The organism is Paenibacillus sp. PK3_47 (genome assembly GCF_023520895.1).
Lineage (GTDB): Bacteria > Bacillota > Bacilli > Paenibacillales > Paenibacillaceae > Paenibacillus_AQ.
In genome coordinates this window covers 90512-110095 of sequence record NZ_CP026029.1, presented here as the reverse complement: position 1 = coordinate 110095, position 19584 = coordinate 90512, and the positions used below count along the sequence as shown (strand labels likewise).

The window sequence follows — 19584 nt, the reverse complement described above, 5'->3', positions numbered from 1 at the left end:
TGTATTTTCTACAGTTAAAAAGCTGCGTAAAGTAGAGTTTAGAAGTTTAACTGTATTTTGTGCAGGTAAAAGTGGCGGAAACTAGCTTTTTACGGGTAATAGCTGTTTTTAACTGCAGAGACTGCAATTAAAACCGCTCAAGCTTTATTACTGATCATTTTAGCTGCACGAAATGCAATTAAAGCGTAGGCGCGGCCCACCAAACAGGCCTTGGCCCCCAAAAAAAACCACGCCAAACGGTCATCTGCAACGGTTGAGATGGGTGCGGCCTCACTTGACAGGCGGTTACGTAAAATAATATGCTTTTGCACGTCAAGTCCTTTATTTGTTGGACAACCTATGCCGCATATCGGCGGCGCTAAGGCTCTGTCCGGGACGCCGTAATTTTCAGAATAGAAGAAAGGGAGAGATGTGAGATGAAGATTATTTTTCATGGCCATTCCTGTGTACAGATTGAGGTAGGCGAGAAGTCGCTGATTATCGATCCCTTTATTAGCGGCAATCCCGCTGCGGTTGTAAAGCCTGAGGAGATCAAGACGGATGCGGTTCTTTTGACGCACTCGCATATGGATCATATTCTGGATGCTGCGCCGATTGCGATCAGCAACAACGCTCCGGTGGTCGCCACTGTGGAGCTCGCTACCTATATCGGATGGAAGGGCGCGGAGACGATCGGGATGAACATCGGGGGAACGGTAGATCTCGGATTTGCCAAAGCAACGATGATTCACGCCTTCCACACCAGCGGCATTACGCTGGACGATGAGCAGCAGATTATATATGGCGGCATGCCGGCCGGATACATTATTGAAGCCGAAGGCAAAACGATCCTGCATGCAGGCGATACCGGGCTGTTCAGTGATATGAAAATGTTCGGCGAGCTCTACAATATCGACCTGGCAATCCTTCCGATGGGCGGACATTTCACAATGGGGCCGGAGCATGCGCTGATTGCGGCCAAATGGCTGAATGCCAAGCAGGTGCTGCCGGTGCATTACAACACGTTCCCGGTGATCCGCCAGGATGTGGCAGCTTTTGTGGATGCTCTGAATAAGGAAGGAATCAAAGGCACAGCACTGGAATATGGCGGGACTCTGGAACTGTAAGAGAAACAGCCCTTAGCTTACAGCTGTATAGATTGTATGGTAAAAAGACGCCCAAAGGCGGGATCCGAAAATCCTGTTCTGGGCGTCTTTACTTTGTTTTTTATCACAGCTAAACCCGGCTCATCCCCTCAACTACGCGGCAGCTTCCCGCCGTACCGCGCGCGCAGCTGCTGCAGCTTATCCAGCTTGCGCAGACTGCCCTCCTTATGCTGCAGCCCCACGCCGAGAATCAGATTTTCAACAATGTAAGTGGGGCCGACCATGGAGTGAAATTCCCATACTTCGCCGCGCCCGGCGTAGAGCACAATGTCAGCATCCTGGGAGCGGGGGAAGACCAGCCGGTCCGTGATCAGGATGACGGTATATCCGCCTTCACGGGCATGGTCCAGAATGACCTCCGTTTCCGGCAGCAGCTGCACAAAACCGAACACGAGCACAACATCCTTTTTACCGGCATGCATCAGGGTTTCCATCAGCTCATGGCCGCTTGGAGCCATCCGTTTGATCGTCAGCCCAAAGCGGGCCATCCGGTAAGCCAAAAGCTCAGCCAGTCCTGCACAGGGGCCGGGGCTGTAAACGTAAATATGCCTGGCAGCAGACAGGGCGTCTACCGCGCTTTGAAGCAGCTGGTCACTTAAGTATCTGCTCGTTTCATGCAGGTGGTGGGAGGTAATGTCCAGCAGCTTTTGCGGGAGTGAACCGCCGTCTGTCCGCTGCATGGCGTCACGCATTTTTTCCGACGGAGTGGATTCGAAGCGGAAGCGGAGACGGTTCTTGAAGTCCTTGGCATGCTTGTAACCGGCGGCTTTCCAGAACCGGGATACCGAAGCGATGCTTAACTGCAGCTCGTCCGCCATCTCCTGCTCGGTCATGTAGAGGGCGCGCAGCTCATTTTTTTGAATAAAGTCGGCAATAATCCGTTGATTCGGCGAAAAAGGCCGGTGATTCCAGTCCTTGTACATGGCGGTTATCCTCCTGAAGGTTGATGGCTGTCCTTAATGTAGCGCGCCAGTGTGATGTAAATATTTTTACAGCGTTAATTTTTATGGAAAAAAGATTACACCCGTTTAACAATCGGGCAAAGCTGTGCTGACACGGCCTTCCTATACTTAAGTTAAATTCCTGAAGGGGGCCGATCGTTTCATGAGTACGCTGCAAATGAGTGCTTTGAAAACCCGCTACACACTGACACAGTCACAAAAAATGATGATTTTTGTCCTGTCCATGTCACTTTACGGATTGTCCAACATGTTCACGGAGCTGATCCCGAGCATTCAGCTGGGGCCGGTTGAGCTGTCTGTAGAGTATTTTGCCTTCATTCCGCTCACGCTCTGTATGCTGTTCCATCCGCTGTATGCGGCAGTCGGTGCTGCGGTAGGCGAAGTAATCTTCGGTGAGCTGATGCTGGGCCAGTTCGGCGGACTCGGTGAGCTGGAGAAGTTCATTACCTTCTCGCTCGCCATGTATACCGCAGGCCGGATGGTGTCCGATCCCAAAAACCGCAGACAGGTAGGCATTGCGGCAATCAGCGGGGTGGCGATCCATCAGTTTTTCAGCTCCGTGATTGACATTGTTAAGGTTTGGGTTGGAGTGGAGGAGCTGGAGGCCGTTCAAGGGCTGGCTGAAAGTATCGTCATTATCGAAGGTGTAGGATTCCTGAATGATGTGCTGTTCTCCGGCATTCTGTTCGCGCTGCTGCCGACCATGTACCTTGTACCCCGTCTGTATGGCAAAATCGAACCGCTGCTCGGCATGAAGCCGCGCGAACGGAATATGAAATATGCGGATGGAGCCTGGCTGTCGCCAAAGCTGGTCATTGTGGGTGTAGTGCTTGCCGCTGTGGCGATGGGGGCAGAGCTGCTGTCAGAATCCGGCTGGAGCATTGGCGAGTTTGAGCTTCCGGGAGCGGAATCGCATGAGGAAAGCCTGATCTGGCTGAGTATGGGAGCCGCAGCTGTTATTGCCGCAGCAGTCATTATCGTGTTGACGCGCCGTGCAGCGCGCAGACGGAAGGAAGCAGGGCATCTGGATGGATAAAACTGTACTTGAACTCCAAAAGGTCACATTTACGTATCCCGGGGCGGAAACACCGGTGCTGCGTGAGGTTTCCCTGAAACTGCGTGCAGGGGATTTTGTGGCGGTGGTCGGCAGCAACGGTTCAGGCAAATCCACGCTGTGCAAATGTTTTAACGGCCTGATTCCTCATTATTACACCGGGGACTTCAGTGGTGAGGTGAACTTGCGGGGAGAACCTGCCGCCGGCAAAAGTGTAAGCGAGCTGTCGAGACATATCGGTTACGTGTACCAGGATTTTGAGAACCAGCTGGTCCGTCCGACGGTGCTGGATGATGTCTGCTTTACACCGCTGAATTACGGCTTGGCCGATTACAGGGAACGGGGCGAGCGAGCGCTGGCCCTGACCGGACTGAGCGGTATGGGCAGCGAATTCATCTGGCAGCTCAGCGGCGGGCAGAAGCATCTGCTTGCTCTGGCCGGAGCACTGGCGATGGACCCGGATATCCTGGTTATCGACGAGCCGGTCGCCCAGCTTGATCCGCAGCATGCCCGCCAGATCTATGATATTTTGCGCCGCCTGAATGAACAGCATGGCAAAACGATCGTTGTCATCGAGCATCATGCCGAATTTATCGCCGAGTACTGCAATACTGTTGTACTGATGGATCAAGGCAGCCTGCCCTGGCATAAGCCGGTCCGCGAAGCTTTATCCTCGGTGGAGGAGCTGCTGGCAATGGGCATTTATCCGCCTGATGTTACGAGAGCGGCCTGGATGCTGGATAGGGATAAGCAGGCTCATACACTGTATCCAATGAATAGTGAAGAGGGGAGCGCGCTTTTCAGCCGCCGCGATGTGTCTGGCGGATACGGTGCACTATCCGGGCAAACCTCTTCTATTCCGGCAGATAACGCAACTGCTGAACCAATTGTACAAATGGAAAACGTAATGCTGTCTTACCGGACAATTCACAAGACCGTCCATCCGGTGCTGAAAGGCATTAATCTTACATTGCACGCCGGAGAGTCTATTGCGCTGATCGGCAATAACGGGGCCGGCAAATCTTCTTTAATGAAGCTGATCGCCGGAATCACCGCCCCTACAGGCGGGACCGTTAACGTCAAAGGCATGACTGTAAATGGTCTGCCGCCGGAACGGCTGGCAGGGATCGCGTCCTATGTGTTCCAGAACCCGGAGGACATGTTCATCGATGATTCGGTCCGGGGCGAAATTGCCTATTATCTCAAGGCCCGCCGGCTTGCCGATACGGAAGAACGGGTGGACAGTATGCTGAACGCCTTCCGCCTCGGGGAACTGGCAGAACGCGATGCCCGTCTGCTTAGCGGCGGACAGCAGCGCCGGGTATCCCTGGCCATCGGTGCGGCGGTGCGTCCGGCAGTCATGCTGCTGGATGAGCCGACCGCCAATCTGGACATTTCGACCAAGCAGGAGATGGTGGAAGTGCTGCAGACGCTGCGCAGCCATGTGGAGACGGTAGTCATCGCAACCCATGATATGTCGCTTGTGGCCGAGTGGGCCAGCCGGATTATTGTGATGAGCGAAGGGCGGATCATCGCCGATGGCGGCAGGGAAGAGATATTCTCGGACGCCGGGCTGCTGCGCTGGGCAGGCCTGGCTGAAACACAGCTGATGGAGCTCAGCCGGAGGCTCGGTATGCCGAACATCTGCAGCAGTCTGGAAGAGTTCACCGCACAGACTGAATGGCGGAAGGAAGGAGTGATTCTGAGTGGAAGCTGTTAAAAAGGCGCTTAACCGGATATCGGTCGAACAGATCAAGCTGGAACTGCTGGGGACGGCTTATAACAGCAGCAGCACCTTTCTCGGCAGGCTTGACCCGCGGACACTGCTGATCTGGTATTTATTTTTCGCCGTCACGCCATGGTTTGTCCATAACCGGACAGTACTGCTGGGCATGTTCATCTTTATGGTCGTAACTACCTTTTTATCTAAAGTCAGCCCCTATATTATATTCATTCTCTGCCTGGGACTGGTCAGCCAGATCGGCTGGATGTTCCTGTTGTCGCTCTTCTTCGGGGGAGGGGCCGAATCGCTGCTCCCGATGCTTACACTAACGCTTAAGCTGTCGGTCATTTCACTGGCGAGCATTACCGTATTTTCCAGTCTGGACCCCGAGCGGCTGAGTGACGGACTGTCTTCGCTGGGTGTCCCGGATGCTTTTGCATTCAGCTTGTCCTACGGATACCGGATTCTGCCGACACTGCTGGAGGAGTTCCACCAGATCCTGCTGTCCTTCAGGCTGAGAGGCCAAAGGCCGCTCCGGCACGGATTTTTATACTGGCGTACAGCGGCATATTACTTGCGGATCATCGTATTGGTCTTTTATCCCCTGATGCTGAATACGGCCAAACGTTCGCGGACCACGGTGGAGGCGCTGGAGACCAGAGGGTATACCTATGCCGTGAACAATCCTCAGGTCAAAAAGCTGAAGCTTTCCTATTTGGCCATGAAGCGGAGGGACTGGGCGTTTATTGCAGGCTCGGTGGTCTATATCGCTGTAGTTTTTATGCTGGGATCGCTGTACCCGAATCTGATCTATTAACTGCCAATCACGAAGGAGAGAATTTACTTATGAATATTGATCTGCATACACACGGCAAGCTGTCCAAGAAATCCGACTTTTCCCCTGAATACTTCAGAGAGATGGTGAAGGAAGCGAAGGCGAACGGGCTGCAGGCGCTGGCGCTTACGGAGCATTTTAACACCTCCAATTTCTTCGCCATGTATGAGACGCTTGACCGGATGTATCCCTATAGCGGACATTATTATGAGGCTGACGGCCTGAAGGTGTTCCCCGGCATGGAAGTGGATATCGCGGAGACCGGGCATATTCTGCTGATCGGTCTGAAGGAAAAGATTCTGGAAGCGCGTTACAGTCTCGAAAATTACACCCGGGAAGGACAGTTTATCCCGTTTGAGCAGCTGCTGGATCTCGCCGACGAACAGGGCCTGTGGAAAATAGGAGCCCATCCGTTCCGCATTTCTACACCGCTGCATCATCTGGACCGCGAGCTGCTGACCCGGCTGGATGCCTTTGATTACAATGCCAAGGATATTTATATGCAGGGAGTGGAGGCGTACCGTGCGCTGATTACCCCTTTTGCCGCTAAGCTTGGGGTTCCGGTCATCGCAGGCAGCGACAGCCATCAGTGTCTGCAGTACGGAAGTGTGGTGAACAAGCTGGAGCAGTCCTGCTCCACTGTAGCAGAGCTGAAAGAGGCGGTCCGTCTGGGCCGGTATTCGATTGAAGTTTCTCCATGCCTCCATACCAAGGTCAAAGCTTCGGTAATGATGAAAAAACTGCTCAAACAGATGCAGGGCGAAGCCCCGTCGAGGGATGAGGAGGCGGAGTATTCCGCCTGACCGGATTCTCTTGTATCTTATAGCTGGTTAATTTGAATAGAGCAGCGCATGTTCCATTGTAACGGAGAGCAGGTAAGAGACTTCAGTTTGTAAAAAATAGACCGTAGTACTCTAAGGCAGTCCTTTTGCTCTGAAATGTCTGTCTTAGAGGAGCTTCGGCATAGCAGGTTATACACGATATTTCGAGTGCGATAGACCCGTTTCCCCTCGTTGTAGCACATTATACACGATTTTCCGAGTACAATAGGTCCGTTTCCCCTAATGCTGCAAAGCTAGTTGGATTTCCTCCACCTAATCCTCTCCTTTTCCATCATTTCTGTTCTTTAATTGGAAATTCTCCAGCTAATCGGGCGGATAATGGCCCTAAGTGACTTAACCATTACAATTAAGTGGACTTTTTCCCGTTAGTATTGATATACCGGTGATTATTGGAGTATTAGATGGAGAAATTCCACTTAGCCTGATCTGTACATGCTCCCTAAGACCATTTTCATAATACGGCCAATTAAATGGCTGCTTAAAGAACAATCGAGCCAGCATCAGCCGTCCATCAACCGTCCATCAACCTGCATCAACAATCCATCAACCTACCCTAACCATCCTTTTTGAACACGTTAACATATAAATATTGCAGCTTCGCTAATTCTTTGAATTTGCTGCTATTAAATAGCCGGAAGGATTTAGGAGTTTATGCATGAGTGCTGGACAGGTGGAAGTATTTAGCATTTGAAAAATAAAAAAGGCCTTTACAATCCAGGGTGCACCAGATGGCGCTACCCTTTGTTAACGTTATCAGGCACGGAAAAGCATTAACGAAAATGTGGGAAAAATGGCTGCACACGTTAAAAAAATCATGGCAACCCTATTATGAAAGCGCTATAATTAGTGGTAATGAGCAGAAATAAAAGGGGTATTGCTATGAAAAAAGGCAGAATGTTCTACGGGATTTTTATTCCGATCCTTATTCTTGGGGTAGGGCTGGTAGCCAGCTTCGGCAGCTATATCTATGTCAGTACGATCCGGTCGGTGGTGGGCCAGTTCTCCAGCAGCAAACAGAGCTATATCGAGCAGATCAAGAACAATCTGGAGCATAAGATCCAGAGCATCGAGTATGCCTTCAATACGTTCAGTACGACGAGTTCCTTTCAGGACATTGTTACACATCCGATTACGGTAAAAGACTTTGAGGCTTACCGGAGCGTCAACTCCCAGTTGAACTATATTGCCTCCATGACGGCGGAAGGCACGGAATATTCGCTGATCAGTCTGGAGCAGAACTGGCAGATTATGAATGAGCGGCTGACGAGCCTGTCGGAAGAAGATGTGGAGCAGCTGCGCGGGCAGTACATAGACAATCAGAATCAGAGCCTGTTCTGGATCAAGACGGATAAAGGGATCCGTTTTGTCAATACACTGCCGGTGTTCTCCAGCAAAAAGCAGGCGATTGCCTTATCCGATATTTCGCAGTACACGTTGGATTCGATCATTAAGACCGACGAGAATGCCCACGTCTATATTCTGAATAAATCAGGCGGGCTGATGTATGATTCCGGCCAGAAAGAGATGACGCTGACCGAAGCCCAGCTGCAGGAGCTTAGCGGAATGGTTGCCGCCGGAGAAGAGAACGGCAGAATCGAGCTGGAGGCGGGGGGACGCCAATCCATTCAGCTGCTGTACGCCAAATCCGGATATAACAATTGGGTATACCTTACTGTGCTCGATCAGGACGAAATTGCCGGCACGCTCTCGATGACCAAATACGGGCTGTTCGCCCTGGGGCTGCTGAGTATTCTGCTGATTCTGGTTGTGGCTTACTTCGTAGCCCTTTATTTTACAAAGCCGATTCAGCAGATCAAGCGCAGCTTATCCATCGTTCCGCCGGTGAATGCCAAAAATGAGTTCGAATATATTATCCATTCCATTGATACCATCGTTTCCGAGAAGGAATCGCTGGCCAGCCTGATTGAAGCGGAAATGCCGCAGCTGGAGACACAGCTGATTCTGAACCTGTTCCGCAACCGGGTGACTCCGGAGGAGCTGACGAGAAATCTGCAGCGCTTTGGCTATGTCCCTAACGGCAGCCGCAGATATGCCGCGATGCTGATTCAGCTGGACAGTCTTGGTGATGAGGGAGCATCGAGTAAGGATGTGCTGCTGCTGGCCATTAATAAGATGGTGGAAGAGGTTATTCCGGAGTCGCAGCGGATGCTGCCGATCATCCTGAACGATGATACCCAGGCAACAATACTCACTTTGCCTGAGCTGAGCGAAGCAGAGCTGAACAAAGAGCTGCTGGACTATGCGACTTCACTGCTGAGGGCAGTAAGGAATTATCTGAAGGTTTCCATCAGCATCGGAATCAGCAAGTGTTATGAGGATCTGCTGGAGAGCAAAGAAGCCTGTGAGATGGGCAAGCAGGCGCTGCACCAGCGGCTGAATCTTGGCAAGGAATCGATTATCTTTTATGAGGATATCTCCAAGGTAGTTTCCGGTCCGGTGCTGCTGCATTATCCGGCGGAACTGGAAACCCAGCTGTTCAACGCCATCCGGCTGGGGGATAAAGAGCAGGTAACCGAAGCCCTGTATCCGTTCCTGGCCCAGCTGATCGGCAAGAACAAGAGCACGCTGAATTTTGAAGTGATGCTGGTGCGGCTGGTGAACAATCTGATCCAGCTGGAGCAGCATCTCGGTGTTCAGGTTCTCCTGACCCAGGATAACAACAAGCTGTATCACCGGGTGCTGGATATCCGCAATCCGGAAGAGATTGAACGGCTGCTGGTGCAGGAGGTTATCTACCCGATGACCACAGCGATGAAGGAGAAGACAAGCAAGCAGTTCCGCTGCCTGTCTGATAAGATCACCGCCATCGTCCATTCCGAGTTCGACCAGGAGCTTACGCTGGAGGGCATCGGCGAAAGGCTGCATTACAATCCGAATTATCTCAGCAGTATCTTTAAGAAGGAATACGGGACCGCATTCAGTGAGTATTTAATGAATTACCGGCTGGAGATGGCCAAGAAATGGCTGTCGGAGACGGATATGACGATCCGGGAGATTGCCGAACGGCTGCAGTATCATAATCCGCAGAACTTTATCCGCTCCTTCCGCAAGAAGGAACAGGTGACACCGGGCGCCTACCGCAAGCTGCAGCAGGAAGCGTAGTGTAATCCTTAGGCCAGGGCAATAATCATCATAACAGTTTCGGTGGTCAGCCGGATATAGAGAAACGGTATCGCCAATTAATAAGGCGGTACCGTTTCTTTTTAATCCTATATAGGCAGCGGTTTCATTTTCCTTAACCCTTTACAGCCCCCATAAGCGCACCCTTGGTAAAGTGCTTTTGCACGAACGGATAAGCGATCAGCATCGGAACCGTAGCCACTACAATAACGGCCATCTTGATCGTCTGGGCCGGCGGGATAATATCGACTGAGGTGCCCTCGGCCTGCATGCCGCTGGAGACGATAACGATCTGGCGCAGGAGAACCTGGATCGGCCATTTTACCGAATCATTAATGTACAGGATGGCGTTCATATAAGTGTTCCAGTACGCCACGGCGTAGAACAGGGAGATCGTAGCGATGGACGGCAGGGCCAGCGGCAGCATGATTTTCAGGAAAATGCCGAAGTCGTTGCTCCCGTCGATTTTGGCAGACTCCTCAAGGCTGTCCGGCAGCGCCTGGAAGAAGTTGCGCATGATGATCATATTGAAGGCGTTGATGGCAACCGGAAAGATCAGGGACCAGTAGGAGTTGATCAGTCCGACAGATTTTACAACCAGAAACGTAGGGATCATGCCCCCGCTGAACAGCATGGAGAACACAACAATGAAGTTAATGGTGTTGCGCAGCGGCAGATATCTTCGGGACAGGCCATACGCCATCAGTGCGGTCAGGATCATGCTTACAACCGTACCTGCAATGGTGACACCTACAGATACGCCGAGGCCTTTAAAGATTGTCGGTGTAGACAGAATGTAGCGGTATGCATCCAGCGAAAAGGTGGTCGGGAACAGAATGAATTTTTTCGCAATCACTTCCTGGGTGGTCGCGAAGGAGCTGGCGATAATGTTTACAAAAGGCAATAGACAGGCAAGTGCGAGCAGAATCAGAAGACCGGCATTAACAACCGTAAAGATCTGTCCGCCGAGCGATTCTTTTCTTCGTGAGCTGTGGTTCATTTCATATCCTCCTCGTATTCGGTTACCTTTCAACTGTAACAAGGGGGACAAATTACGTATATAATCCGGGCATGAGGTGTTGGATCTGCAGCCTGAAATCTGACCTGAGGCGGCATATAATCATTATCTTATTCCGTAATCATCACAGGAGGTCAAAGTGGCACAAACCCTACAGCCGCAAGGTCCGGTGCTACACCATCATCTGATGATTATATACGTAACGCCGGAAATTCTTTAGTCTAGGGAGCGTAATCCCCGAATGACCAAAGGAGGCTGACAAGTGAAAGTTCCAAGTATCACCGCACCATCCAATCTGAATCTGGAAAAGAAGAAAAAGAACGCGTTCCTGACCGCAGTACAGAAATACAAGCTCTTATATCTGATGATCTTGCCCGGACTGGTCTACTTCATCATATTTAAGTACATGCCCATGGGCGGGCTTGTCATTGCGTTTCAGGATTATCAGCCGTTCCTCGGAATCACGGGCAGCCCCTGGGTAGGGTTCAAGCATTTTATCAGGCTGTTCACTGAACCTACCTTTATGATGCTGCTGCGCAATACGCTGATCCTGTTCGCGCTGAACATCGTGATTTTCTTTCCGTTGCCGATTATTGTCGCACTCATGTTAAATGAACTCAGGAACCGCCATCTCAAAACCTGGATCCAGACCATTATTTACATCCCCCACTTCATGTCATGGGTTATCATTGTATCCATAACCTATGTGTTCCTGACAGTGGACGGCGGTGTAATCAATGAAATGATCGCCAGCATGGGCGGCCAAAAAATCAGCTTCCTTACTTCGCCGGAATGGCTGCGCACGATGTACATCGGGCAGATCATCTGGAAAGAGATCGGCTGGTCCACCATTATCTATCTGGCCGCAATTACTGTAGTAGACCCTCAGCTGTACGAAGCTGCGGAAATGGACGGCGCCGCCCGTCTGCGCAAAACCTGGCATGTGACACTGCCGGCCATCCGTCCAGTCATCATCACCCTGCTGATCCTCAAAATCGGCAGCACGCTGGATCTTGGCTTTGAACATATGTATCTGCTGCTCAACTCGCTCAACCGCGAAGTGGCCGAAATTTTTGACACCTACATCTACACAGCAGGTCTTAAGAACGGCCAGCTCAGCTTCAGCACCACAGTAGGGTTGTTCAAAGGCGTAGTCGGTCTCATCCTCGTAATGGCCTCCAACAAACTGGCCAAAAAAATGGGCGAAGACGGCGTATATTAAGGCAGTGCCAATTATTCTACAATCAAAGGAGAAGAGTTATGAAAAAAAGATGGGTCAGTATGCTTGCCTGTGTTACCGTGCTTTCCACATTGCTGTCAGCTTGCGGAGGAGATAAAGAAGCAGCCAAAAATGCTGCCGTAGCCGATGAGAATGCACCCCTGGAATTAACCTGGCTGAATATTCTGCACACCGCTTCTCCTCCGACAGAGACGATCAAGTCTCTGCTTGAGGAGTACACCAATACAAAAATCACCTTCAACTGGGTACCGGATGCTTCCAAGGAAGAGCGGATTACCACGGCGCTGGCCTCTGGCGAGCTTGCGGATATCGTGACTTTAACGATGATGACCAACTCTTCGGTCAGAAGCTCCCTGAAATCGGGACTGTTCTGGGATGTCGGACCGTATCTTGATGACTATGACAATCTGTCCAAAATTGCCCCGGAAATCCGTGAAGCCGCTTCCATTGAAGGTGTGCTGTACGGGGTTCCGTTCCAGAAAAACCTGGCCCGTTCCGGTCTGATCTTCCGCAAGGACTGGCTGGATAAGCTGGGACTGCCGGTGCCGACTACCCTTGATGAAGTATACGAAATTGCCAGAGCCTTCACCGAGGATGATCCGGACGGCAACGGTGTTGACGATACGACAGGCTTCGGAGACCGTTCCGACCTGAAGTACAGCAGCTTCAAAACACTGAGTTCCTATTTCGGCACGCCAAACGGCTGGAAAGTGGATGAAAACGGAAAGTTTACTCCGGAATTCGATACCCAGGAATATATGGACACGATGAATTTCTCCAGAAAGCTTTATGAAAACGGATACCTGGCCCAGGACTTTGCAGTTACCGCCAAAACAGACCAGCAGCAGCAGTTCGCCCAGGGCAAAACCGGCATTTATACCGGGATGGTCGATATCTCCAGCCTGAGAACATTGGCCCAGGATCTGCAGGAAGGTCTTGAGCTGGTGCCGGTGAACAAAATCTCGAACGGTGACGGCCAGTACCGCATCTGGTCGGAAGGCAGCGGGGTCGGCGGTCTGATGGCTTTCCCGAAATCCGAGGTGAAAACCGAAGCCGAGCTGAAAAGACTGCTGCAGTTCATCAATGATCTGATTGACGAAGAGGCATTCATGCTGATGACCGGCGGTATTGAAGGCACGCACTACGAATATGATGAAAACGGCGCTTATAAAGTGCTTAATACCGAGCTGTGGCAGGCGGATGTACAGCCATTCTCCTCCAGCAGACCAAGCGAAATCGCTTATACCCTTAAGGATGCCAACCCTGAAAAGCAGCTGGCGAATGAGCTGATCCGTGAAAATGACAAGTTCGCTGTCCTTAATCCTACAGTTCCTTTGGATTCGGCGACCAATAATGAACAGGGTACCGAGCTTGAGAAAATCATCACCGATGCCACGTTCAAGTACATTATGGGCCAGTCAACCGAAGCGGATTTCAAAAAGGCAGTGCAGACTTGGAAGGATTCAGGCGGCAGCAAGATTACCGAAGAATATGAAGCAGCCTATAAGCTGACCCAAAAATAAGCCCTGCATTACGATTGGCGAGCCCACCCGCAAGGGGTGGGTTCGTTTTGACGGACTGGCGGCAGAAGAGCTGGAGGTGAGAAAGATGAAGGAGATTCGGATCAGCAGGACAGGCGGAGGAGATTTCACTTCTGTTCAGGCAGCGGTGGACAGCATCCCGGACGGGAAAGAAGGGCTCACGGTGCTGACGGTCGAAGCTGGAGTGTATTATGAGAAGCTGCGTATTGATAAACCTGATTTGCGGATCACTGGCGAAGGCGAGGTCCGGTTTGTGTATGACGATTATGCGCCGAAGCCGGGCAGTGACGGGAAGCCGATGGGCACATTTGCTTCATGCAGCACTTCTATTACCGGGGACAATATCCGGGTGGATAATATTATTTTTGAAAATACAGCAGGCGGGAGCGGCAAGGTAGGCCAGGCGGTGGCGCTGTATGTCGATGCGGACAAGGCCGTGTTCCGGAACTGTACGTTCCTGGCGGCGCAGGACACGCTCTACTTGGGCAAACCGAAGGAAGAGAAGGTGAACCGGAGCGGGCGGAATTATTTTGAACACTGCCGGATTACCGGGGATATTGATTTTATTTTTGGATCAGCGACTGCATATTTTCATGAATGTGAAATTATCAGCCTGGATCTGGGCAAGGAGATCAACGGTTATGTGACCGCCGCTGCTACGCCTGAAGATAAACACATGGGCTTTGTGTTTCATAAGTGCCGTCTGGTCAGTGACGCTGCAGAGAACAGTGTGTACCTGGGGAGACCGTGGCGCGATTATGCGCGGACAGTATTCGTGGACTGCTGGCTGGGCGGGCATATCCGCCGTGAGGGCTGGGATGACTGGGGCAAAGACAGTGTGTGGAATACCGTGCATTACGGCGAATACGGTTCCCGGGGGCCTGGTGCAGTGCCTGGTGAACGGGTGGCCTGGTCCAAGCAGCTGCAGCAAAGGGAAGCCATGAATTTCACGCTTGAAGCGGTATTCGGCGGAGATACCGGCTGGACGCGCTGAACGTTATCTTTTACCAATAGAAGGAGGAATGGCAGAATGGGAGAGAAATGGGCTGTCAGAACGGCGGATACGCTGATGGAGCGCCTGCCGCGGCTGTATGAGGGGAAAGGCTACAACGGTAAATGGTCCTATGATTACGGTGTGATTCTGAAGGGCTTTGAGCTGCTCTGGAAGCAGACCGGCGACCGTAAGTACTATAACTACATCGCGGACAATATGGATTATTTCATTCAGGAGGACGGCAGCATCCGCGGATACCGCCAGGATGAGAATAATATTGATCATATTAATAACGGCAAGCTGCTGTTTACGCTCTATGCGGAGACCGGGCTTGAGAAATACAAGCTGGCGGCGGATTCCCTGCGGGAGCAGCTGCGTCATCATCCGCGGACTTCCGAGGGGGCCTTCTGGCATAAGAACATTTATCCGTACCAGATTTGGCTGGACGGCCTGTATATGGGTTCCCCGTTCTATCTGCAGTATCTGCTGGCTTTTGAAGACGGTGCAGACCTGGGCGATGTGACGAAGCAGTTCATTATATGTGAAAAGCACACCAAAGATCCCGTAACCGGACTGCTGTTCCATGCCTGGGATGAAAAGAAGGCTCAGCCGTGGTGTGATCCGCAAACCGGACTGTCGCCGAATTTCTGGGGCCGCTCCATGGGCTGGTACCTGATGGCCCTGGTTGATGTGCTGGAGATGCTGCCGGAGGATCATGCCGATTATGCTGAGCTGGTACGGATTCTGCGGGATACATTAACCGCCCTGAAGAATTTCCAGGATGCTGAAGCTGGCGTATGGTATCAGGTCGTTAATCTCGGGGAACGCAAAGGCAATTATCTGGAAGCCTCGGCTTCAAGCATGATTGTCTACGCAATTGGCAAGGGAATCCGCCTGGGCGTGCTGGATGCCAGCTGGAATACGGTGCTGAACCGTGCCTACGACGGACTGATTGCCGAATTTGTACTGGAGACCAAGGAAGGCTGGGTCAACCTGAACAAAAACTGCCAGGTCGCCGGACTGGGCGGAGCGGATCAGCGTGACGGCACTTATGCCTATTATATCAGCGAGCCGATTATTACGAATGACCAGAAGGGCCTTGGCGCATTCCTGCAGGCCTGTGCGGAGGTTGAACAATTAAGAGCAGCGGCTGGCGCTGCCGGCGGGGGAGGTTCTCATGCAGCAGGTGTATAATATTACAGATTTCGGTGCGCAGCGTGACAGCGGAGTGCTTGCGACCTCAGCAATTAACGAAGCTATTGCGGCGGCAAGCGGGGAAGGGGGCGGAAGGGTGTACATTCCGGCCGGACGGTTTGAGAGCGGTGCTATTTTCCTCAAAAGCAATATTGAGCTGCATCTGAGTCCGGGTGCGGTTCTCTCCTTCAGTACGGATCAGGCTGACTACCCGGTGGTAGCGTCCAGGTGGGAAGGAGTACGGCAGCAGGTCTATGCTTCCTGCATTTACGGCAGTGATCTGGTCAATATCTCCATCACCGGCAGCGGAACGCTGGAAGGCAATGGCGGGCCCTGGTGGGATGTGTTCCGCAACCGCCGTGAAGAGCTGGCGTATCCGCGTCCGAAGCTGATCAGCTTTGACCGCTGCAGCAGAGTAACGATCAAAGATGTCACGCTGCTGAATTCGCCAAGCTGGACGGTGAATCCGATTGAGTGCAGCAATATTACGGTCGACAATGTATCGATTCTGAACCCGGCGGATTCCCCGAACACGGACGGCATTAACCCCGAGTCCTGCTCCGGTGTACGGATCAGTAACTGCAGCATTGATGTCGGAGACGACTGCATCGCGATTAAGGCCGGAACCGAGGATACGGCAGAGCGGATTCCGTGTGAAAATATTACGATAACGAACTGCACCATGGCCCACGGGCATGGCGGTGTCGTGCTCGGCAGCGAGATGAGCGGGGATATCCGCAATGTGGTCATCAGCAACTGCATCTTCAAGGAGACTGACCGCGGCATCCGCATGAAATCGCGGCGGGGACGGGGCGGAACGATTGAAGATATCCGCATTTCCAACATCGTCATGGACCATGTGCTGTGTCCGTTCACGATGAATTTATATTACTTCTGCGGGCCGCGCGGCAAGGAGAAGTATGTCTGGGATAAGAATCCGTACCCGGTTACGGACGAGACTCCTTGTTTCCGGCGGGTTCACTTTGCCAATATCACGGCACGCAATGTGCATGCCGCTGCCGGATTCCTGTACGGGCTGGCAGAGCAGTATGTGTCTGAGATTACATTCAGCAATGTGGATATTTCCATGGCGGAGAATGCCGTTCCCGGCCATCCGGATATGATGACCGGAATGGAAAACATGCATAACCGCGGCTTCTACCTCGGCAATGTGCGGGATGTGAAGTTCCATCAGGTAACGGTTGAGAACCATGAAGGCCCGGCCTTCTACATTGAGAACGGGGACAGGGTTGAACTTACCGGCTGTGAGTCCCGCAATACCCGTAAGCCGGAGCAGCTGGAAGAGCGGGTTACGCTCACCGGGATCGATCTGAATCTGAAGGAATAAGAGGTGGATTTGACATGGATAAGCCTATGATTCCCTTGGAAGCTCTGCTTGGCGACCTGCCGGAGCACGGCCTGGAGCCTGTAGAAGCGGTGCTGCTGAAGCAGGAAATTCATGACGGTTACCGCCTGGAGTGTCTGCTGCTGGAGCTGAACGGGCTGGAACGGGTGCCGGCGTATGTCGCAAAGCCGCTTGCAGGGGAAGGTCCGTTCCCGCTGGTGCTGTTCAACCACTCGCATGGCGGGAATTACACGAACGGCCGCAAGGAGCTGCTGCAGAGCAGCCCTTATCTGCAGCAGCCTTCCTTTGCCAAGACGTTGACGGATATGGGCTATGCCGTGTGCTGCATTGACATGTGGGGCTTCAATGAACGTGCCGGCAAAACCGAGAGCGAGCTGGTGAAGGAAATGCTCTGGCAGGGAAAGGTACTGTGGGGCATGATGCTGTATGACAGCCGCCGGGCACTGGATTATATGTGCTCGCGCACAGATATTGATGCCGGCAGAATCGGAACCATCGGCATGTCCATGGGCGGTCTGATGGCCTGGTGGCTGGCGGCGCTGGATGAGCGGGTCAGCGTTACGGTTGACATTTGCGGCCAGGTAGAGGCCCAGACCTTGATTGACAAGAGGGGACTCGATTATCACGGATTTTACTCCTATGTCCCCGGACTGCTCAAGCATTATACGACGCTGGAGATTCAGCAGCGGATTGTTCCCCGCGCCCGGATGAGCCTGAACGGCCGGAGCGACCGGATGTGTCCGGCTGAGGGAGTGAGCCTGCTGGAAGAGGGGCTGACCGCAGCTTACGAGGCTGCAGGCAAACCGGAGCATTGGCAGAACATCACAGCTACGGGCGGTCACATGGAGACAATGGAAATGCGTGTGGCCTGGCAGGCTTTTATGGCAGAACATCTGTAGAAATGTACAAGAAATCTGGAAGGTGGATGAACGATGACTGCAATGATTAAAAATCCCGTACTGCCCGGGTTTAACCCTGACCCGTGCATTCTTCGTGTGGGGGAGACCTACTATATTGCGGTATCCTCATTTGAGTGGCTGCCCGGCGTGAGGGTCTATCAATCTGCCAATCTGGCAGAATGGGAATACTGTACCGATATTCTGACCTCTCAGGTGGACCTCCGCGGCAATCCGAAGAACGGCAGCATCTGGGCGCCGCAGCTCAGCTACTATGACAATCTGTTCTACCTGCTGTATACAGACGTGAAGAGTACCAAGCGCCCGTTCAAGGACTGCCATAATTACCTGATGACCGCGCCGTCCATCGAAGGTCCGTGGTCCGAACCGGTCTATCTGAACAGCAGCGGTTTTGATCCTTCTCTGTTCCATGACAGCGACGGCCGGAAGTGGCTCCTCAATGCACTGTGGGATTACCGCATTCTGGAGGGGAATAAATCCAGCGGCATTGTGATCCAGGAATACGACCCTTCATTACAGCGGCTGACCGGCGAGCCGGCCAAGCTGTTCGACTGTACGCCGCTGAAGAAGACTGAGGCGCCGCATATCTACAAGCACAGCGGCTATTATTACCTGATTACAGCCGAAGGCGGAACAGGCTCCGGTCATGCCGTTACTGTTGCCCGTTCCCGGGAGCTTGCCGGTCCTTACGAAGTGGATCCGCTGAACCCGATGCTTACCTCACGGAATAATCCGCAGCTGCCGCTGCAGTGTGCAGGACACGGCAGCCTGGTGCAGACACCGGGCGGAGAGTGGTATATGGCGCATCTCTGTACCCGTCCGGTGGACGGACAATATGCCATCCTTGGGCGCGAGACGGCGCTGCAGCAGGTGCACTGGGATTCAGAAGGATGGCTTCGCCTCAGCACCGGGGGGAATGAGCCGAAGCTAGAGGTACCGGCACCTGACGGCGTAACGGTGGGCAGTTCGGTCCACCGCACAGTGTTCGAAGACAACTTCAGCGGTCCGCAGCTGAACAAGCAGTGGAATACGCTCAGGATTCTGGCGGATGACAGCTGGTGTTCTCTGTCAGCGCGTCAGGGGTATCTCCGGCTGACAGCCGGTGAATCGGTGCAGTCCCTGTTCAGGCATCATATCCTGGCCATCCGGCAGACGGACATGAGCTTCCGTGCGGAGACGGCGCTTGAATTTGCGCCGCGGAACTATCTGCAGATGGCCGGCCTGATGCTGTATCTTAATGATGAGAATTACTTGTACGCCTACATCTCGCAGGAGCAGGGCAGGGTGCTGCGGCTGATGAAATGCGCTGATAACAGCTTCAGCTATGAGCCGGCAGCAATTGCTATTGACGGAGACTCTCCGGTGCAACTGGCCGTATCCGCTGAAGGAACTGCAGGTCAGTTCTACTACCGTATCGGCGATGCCGGAGAATGGACCCCACTGTATGCTTCACAGGAGCTGGGTTTTCTCTCCAGCGGCTTCACAGGTAACTTTATCGGCATTGCCGCTCACGATATGGGGCAATTCGCCGGGGCCCATGCGGATTTTTCCCACTTCCGTTATGAAGGTAAGGATCTGCAGCATAATGTTTAATAACCCGCACTTATAAGAA

General features: G+C 52.6%; 16 protein-coding genes. 13 read left to right on the top strand and 3 right to left on the bottom strand.

Annotated elements, in window-relative coordinates:
• Positions 1–137 precede the first annotated feature (137 nt).
• The gene (locus C2I18_RS00580) at positions 138–434 is read right to left on the bottom strand and encodes a hypothetical protein (protein WP_249899357.1); all 297 of its coding nucleotides are present in this window, start codon (positions 432–434) and stop codon (positions 138–140) included.
• Here C2I18_RS00580 and C2I18_RS00575 point away from each other — a divergent pair.
• Positions 417–1106, top strand: coding sequence for a metal-dependent hydrolase (locus C2I18_RS00575; protein ID WP_249899356.1), 690 nt, complete (start codon positions 417–419; stop codon positions 1104–1106). The genes C2I18_RS00580 and C2I18_RS00575 overlap by 18 nt on opposite strands.
• Positions 1107–1234: 128 nt before the next feature.
• Here C2I18_RS00575 and C2I18_RS00570 read toward each other — a convergent pair whose 3' ends face one another.
• Positions 1235–2068, bottom strand: coding sequence for a MurR/RpiR family transcriptional regulator (locus tag C2I18_RS00570; RefSeq protein WP_249899355.1), 834 nt, complete (start codon positions 2066–2068; stop codon positions 1235–1237).
• A 196-nt stretch (positions 2069–2264) separates the two neighbouring features.
• Between C2I18_RS00570 and C2I18_RS00565 the strand changes: the two genes are divergently transcribed.
• The 5 genes from C2I18_RS00565 (at position 2265) to C2I18_RS00545 (ending at position 9684) form a co-directional block, all read left to right on the top strand.
• Positions 2265–3143 carry a DUF8171 family membrane protein gene (locus tag C2I18_RS00565; RefSeq protein ID WP_249902305.1) on the top strand — a complete coding sequence of 293 codons (879 nt, stop codon included), beginning with the start codon at positions 2265–2267 and terminating at the stop codon, positions 3141–3143.
• Positions 3136–4881, top strand: coding sequence for an ABC transporter ATP-binding protein (locus C2I18_RS00560; RefSeq protein WP_249899354.1), 1746 nt, complete (start codon positions 3136–3138; stop codon positions 4879–4881). The genes C2I18_RS00565 and C2I18_RS00560 overlap by 8 nt, the downstream gene beginning before the upstream one ends.
• A complete protein-coding gene (locus C2I18_RS00555) occupies positions 4868–5701 on the top strand; it encodes an energy-coupling factor transporter transmembrane component T family protein (protein ID WP_249899353.1) in 834 nt (277 codons plus the stop codon). The genes C2I18_RS00560 and C2I18_RS00555 overlap by 14 nt, the downstream gene beginning before the upstream one ends.
• 29 nt (positions 5702–5730) lie before the next feature.
• On the top strand, positions 5731–6522 hold the full coding sequence (locus tag C2I18_RS00550; RefSeq protein ID WP_249899352.1) for a PHP domain-containing protein: 792 nt from the start codon (positions 5731–5733) through the stop codon (positions 6520–6522).
• Between the two features lie 918 nt (positions 6523–7440).
• Entirely contained in the window at positions 7441–9684 is a 2244-nt protein-coding gene (locus C2I18_RS00545) for an AraC family transcriptional regulator (RefSeq protein WP_249899351.1), read from the top strand.
• Between the two features lie 133 nt (positions 9685–9817).
• Here C2I18_RS00545 and C2I18_RS00540 read toward each other — a convergent pair whose 3' ends face one another.
• The gene (locus C2I18_RS00540; protein ID WP_249899350.1) at positions 9818–10702 is read right to left on the bottom strand and encodes a carbohydrate ABC transporter permease; all 885 of its coding nucleotides are present in this window, start codon (positions 10700–10702) and stop codon (positions 9818–9820) included.
• Positions 10703–10982: 280 nt separating this feature from the next.
• Here C2I18_RS00540 and C2I18_RS00535 point away from each other — a divergent pair, with 280 nt between their 5' ends.
• From C2I18_RS00535 to C2I18_RS00505, 7 genes are all read left to right on the top strand, one after another.
• Positions 10983–11942, top strand: a complete 960-nt coding sequence (locus C2I18_RS00535) for an ABC transporter permease (RefSeq protein ID WP_275100953.1) — start codon at positions 10983–10985, stop codon at positions 11940–11942.
• Positions 11943–11980: 38 nt separating this feature from the next.
• Complete coding sequence (locus tag C2I18_RS00530) at positions 11981–13483, top strand: extracellular solute-binding protein (RefSeq protein WP_249899349.1); 1503 nt, start codon at positions 11981–11983, stop codon at positions 13481–13483.
• Positions 13484–13568: 85 nt separating this feature from the next.
• Positions 13569–14495 (top strand): pectinesterase family protein, encoded by a 927-nt coding sequence (locus tag C2I18_RS00525; protein ID WP_249899348.1) that lies wholly within the window; start codon positions 13569–13571, stop codon positions 14493–14495.
• A gap of 36 nt (positions 14496–14531) precedes the next feature.
• A complete protein-coding gene (locus C2I18_RS00520) occupies positions 14532–15689 on the top strand; it encodes a glycoside hydrolase family 88/105 protein (RefSeq protein ID WP_249899347.1) in 1158 nt (385 codons plus the stop codon).
• A complete protein-coding gene (locus tag C2I18_RS00515) occupies positions 15673–17037 on the top strand; it encodes a glycoside hydrolase family 28 protein (RefSeq protein WP_249899346.1) in 1365 nt (454 codons plus the stop codon). Before C2I18_RS00520 ends, C2I18_RS00515 begins: the two co-directional genes overlap by 17 nt.
• Positions 17038–17063: 26 nt before the next feature.
• Positions 17064–17954 (top strand): dienelactone hydrolase family protein, encoded by an 891-nt coding sequence (locus C2I18_RS00510; protein ID WP_481857967.1) that lies wholly within the window; start codon positions 17064–17066, stop codon positions 17952–17954.
• A gap of 42 nt (positions 17955–17996) precedes the next feature.
• Complete coding sequence (locus C2I18_RS00505; protein ID WP_481857966.1) at positions 17997–19565, top strand: glycoside hydrolase family 43 protein; 1569 nt, start codon at positions 17997–17999, stop codon at positions 19563–19565.
• Positions 19566–19584: the final 19 nt, after the last annotated feature.

What these genes read in the sequence shown, in the direction of transcription:
- C2I18_RS00575 (WP_249899356.1), top strand. Translation starts at nt 417, where the DNA reads ATGAAGATTATTTTTCATGGCCATTCCTGTGTACAGATTGAGGTAGGC.
- C2I18_RS00580 (WP_249899357.1), bottom strand. Translation starts at nt 434, where the DNA reads ATGAAAAATAATCTTCATCTCACATCTCTCCCTTTCTTCTATTCTGAA.
- C2I18_RS00570 (WP_249899355.1), bottom strand. Translation starts at nt 2,068, where the DNA reads ATGTACAAGGACTGGAATCACCGGCCTTTTTCGCCGAATCAACGGATT.
- C2I18_RS00565 (WP_249902305.1), top strand. Translation starts at nt 2,265, where the DNA reads ATGAGTGCTTTGAAAACCCGCTACACACTGACACAGTCACAAAAAATG.
- C2I18_RS00560 (WP_249899354.1), top strand. Translation starts at nt 3,136, where the DNA reads ATGGATAAAACTGTACTTGAACTCCAAAAGGTCACATTTACGTATCCC.
- C2I18_RS00550 (WP_249899352.1), top strand. Translation starts at nt 5,731, where the DNA reads ATGAATATTGATCTGCATACACACGGCAAGCTGTCCAAGAAATCCGAC.
- C2I18_RS00545 (WP_249899351.1), top strand. Translation starts at nt 7,441, where the DNA reads ATGAAAAAAGGCAGAATGTTCTACGGGATTTTTATTCCGATCCTTATT.
- C2I18_RS00540 (WP_249899350.1), bottom strand. Translation starts at nt 10,702, where the DNA reads ATGAACCACAGCTCACGAAGAAAAGAATCGCTCGGCGGACAGATCTTT.
- C2I18_RS00530 (WP_249899349.1), top strand. Translation starts at nt 11,981, where the DNA reads ATGAAAAAAAGATGGGTCAGTATGCTTGCCTGTGTTACCGTGCTTTCC.
- C2I18_RS00525 (WP_249899348.1), top strand. Translation starts at nt 13,569, where the DNA reads ATGAAGGAGATTCGGATCAGCAGGACAGGCGGAGGAGATTTCACTTCT.
- C2I18_RS00520 (WP_249899347.1), top strand. Translation starts at nt 14,532, where the DNA reads ATGGGAGAGAAATGGGCTGTCAGAACGGCGGATACGCTGATGGAGCGC.
- C2I18_RS00515 (WP_249899346.1), top strand. Translation starts at nt 15,673, where the DNA reads ATGCAGCAGGTGTATAATATTACAGATTTCGGTGCGCAGCGTGACAGC.
- C2I18_RS00510 (WP_481857967.1), top strand. Translation starts at nt 17,064, where the DNA reads ATGATTCCCTTGGAAGCTCTGCTTGGCGACCTGCCGGAGCACGGCCTG.
- C2I18_RS00505 (WP_481857966.1), top strand. Translation starts at nt 17,997, where the DNA reads ATGATTAAAAATCCCGTACTGCCCGGGTTTAACCCTGACCCGTGCATT.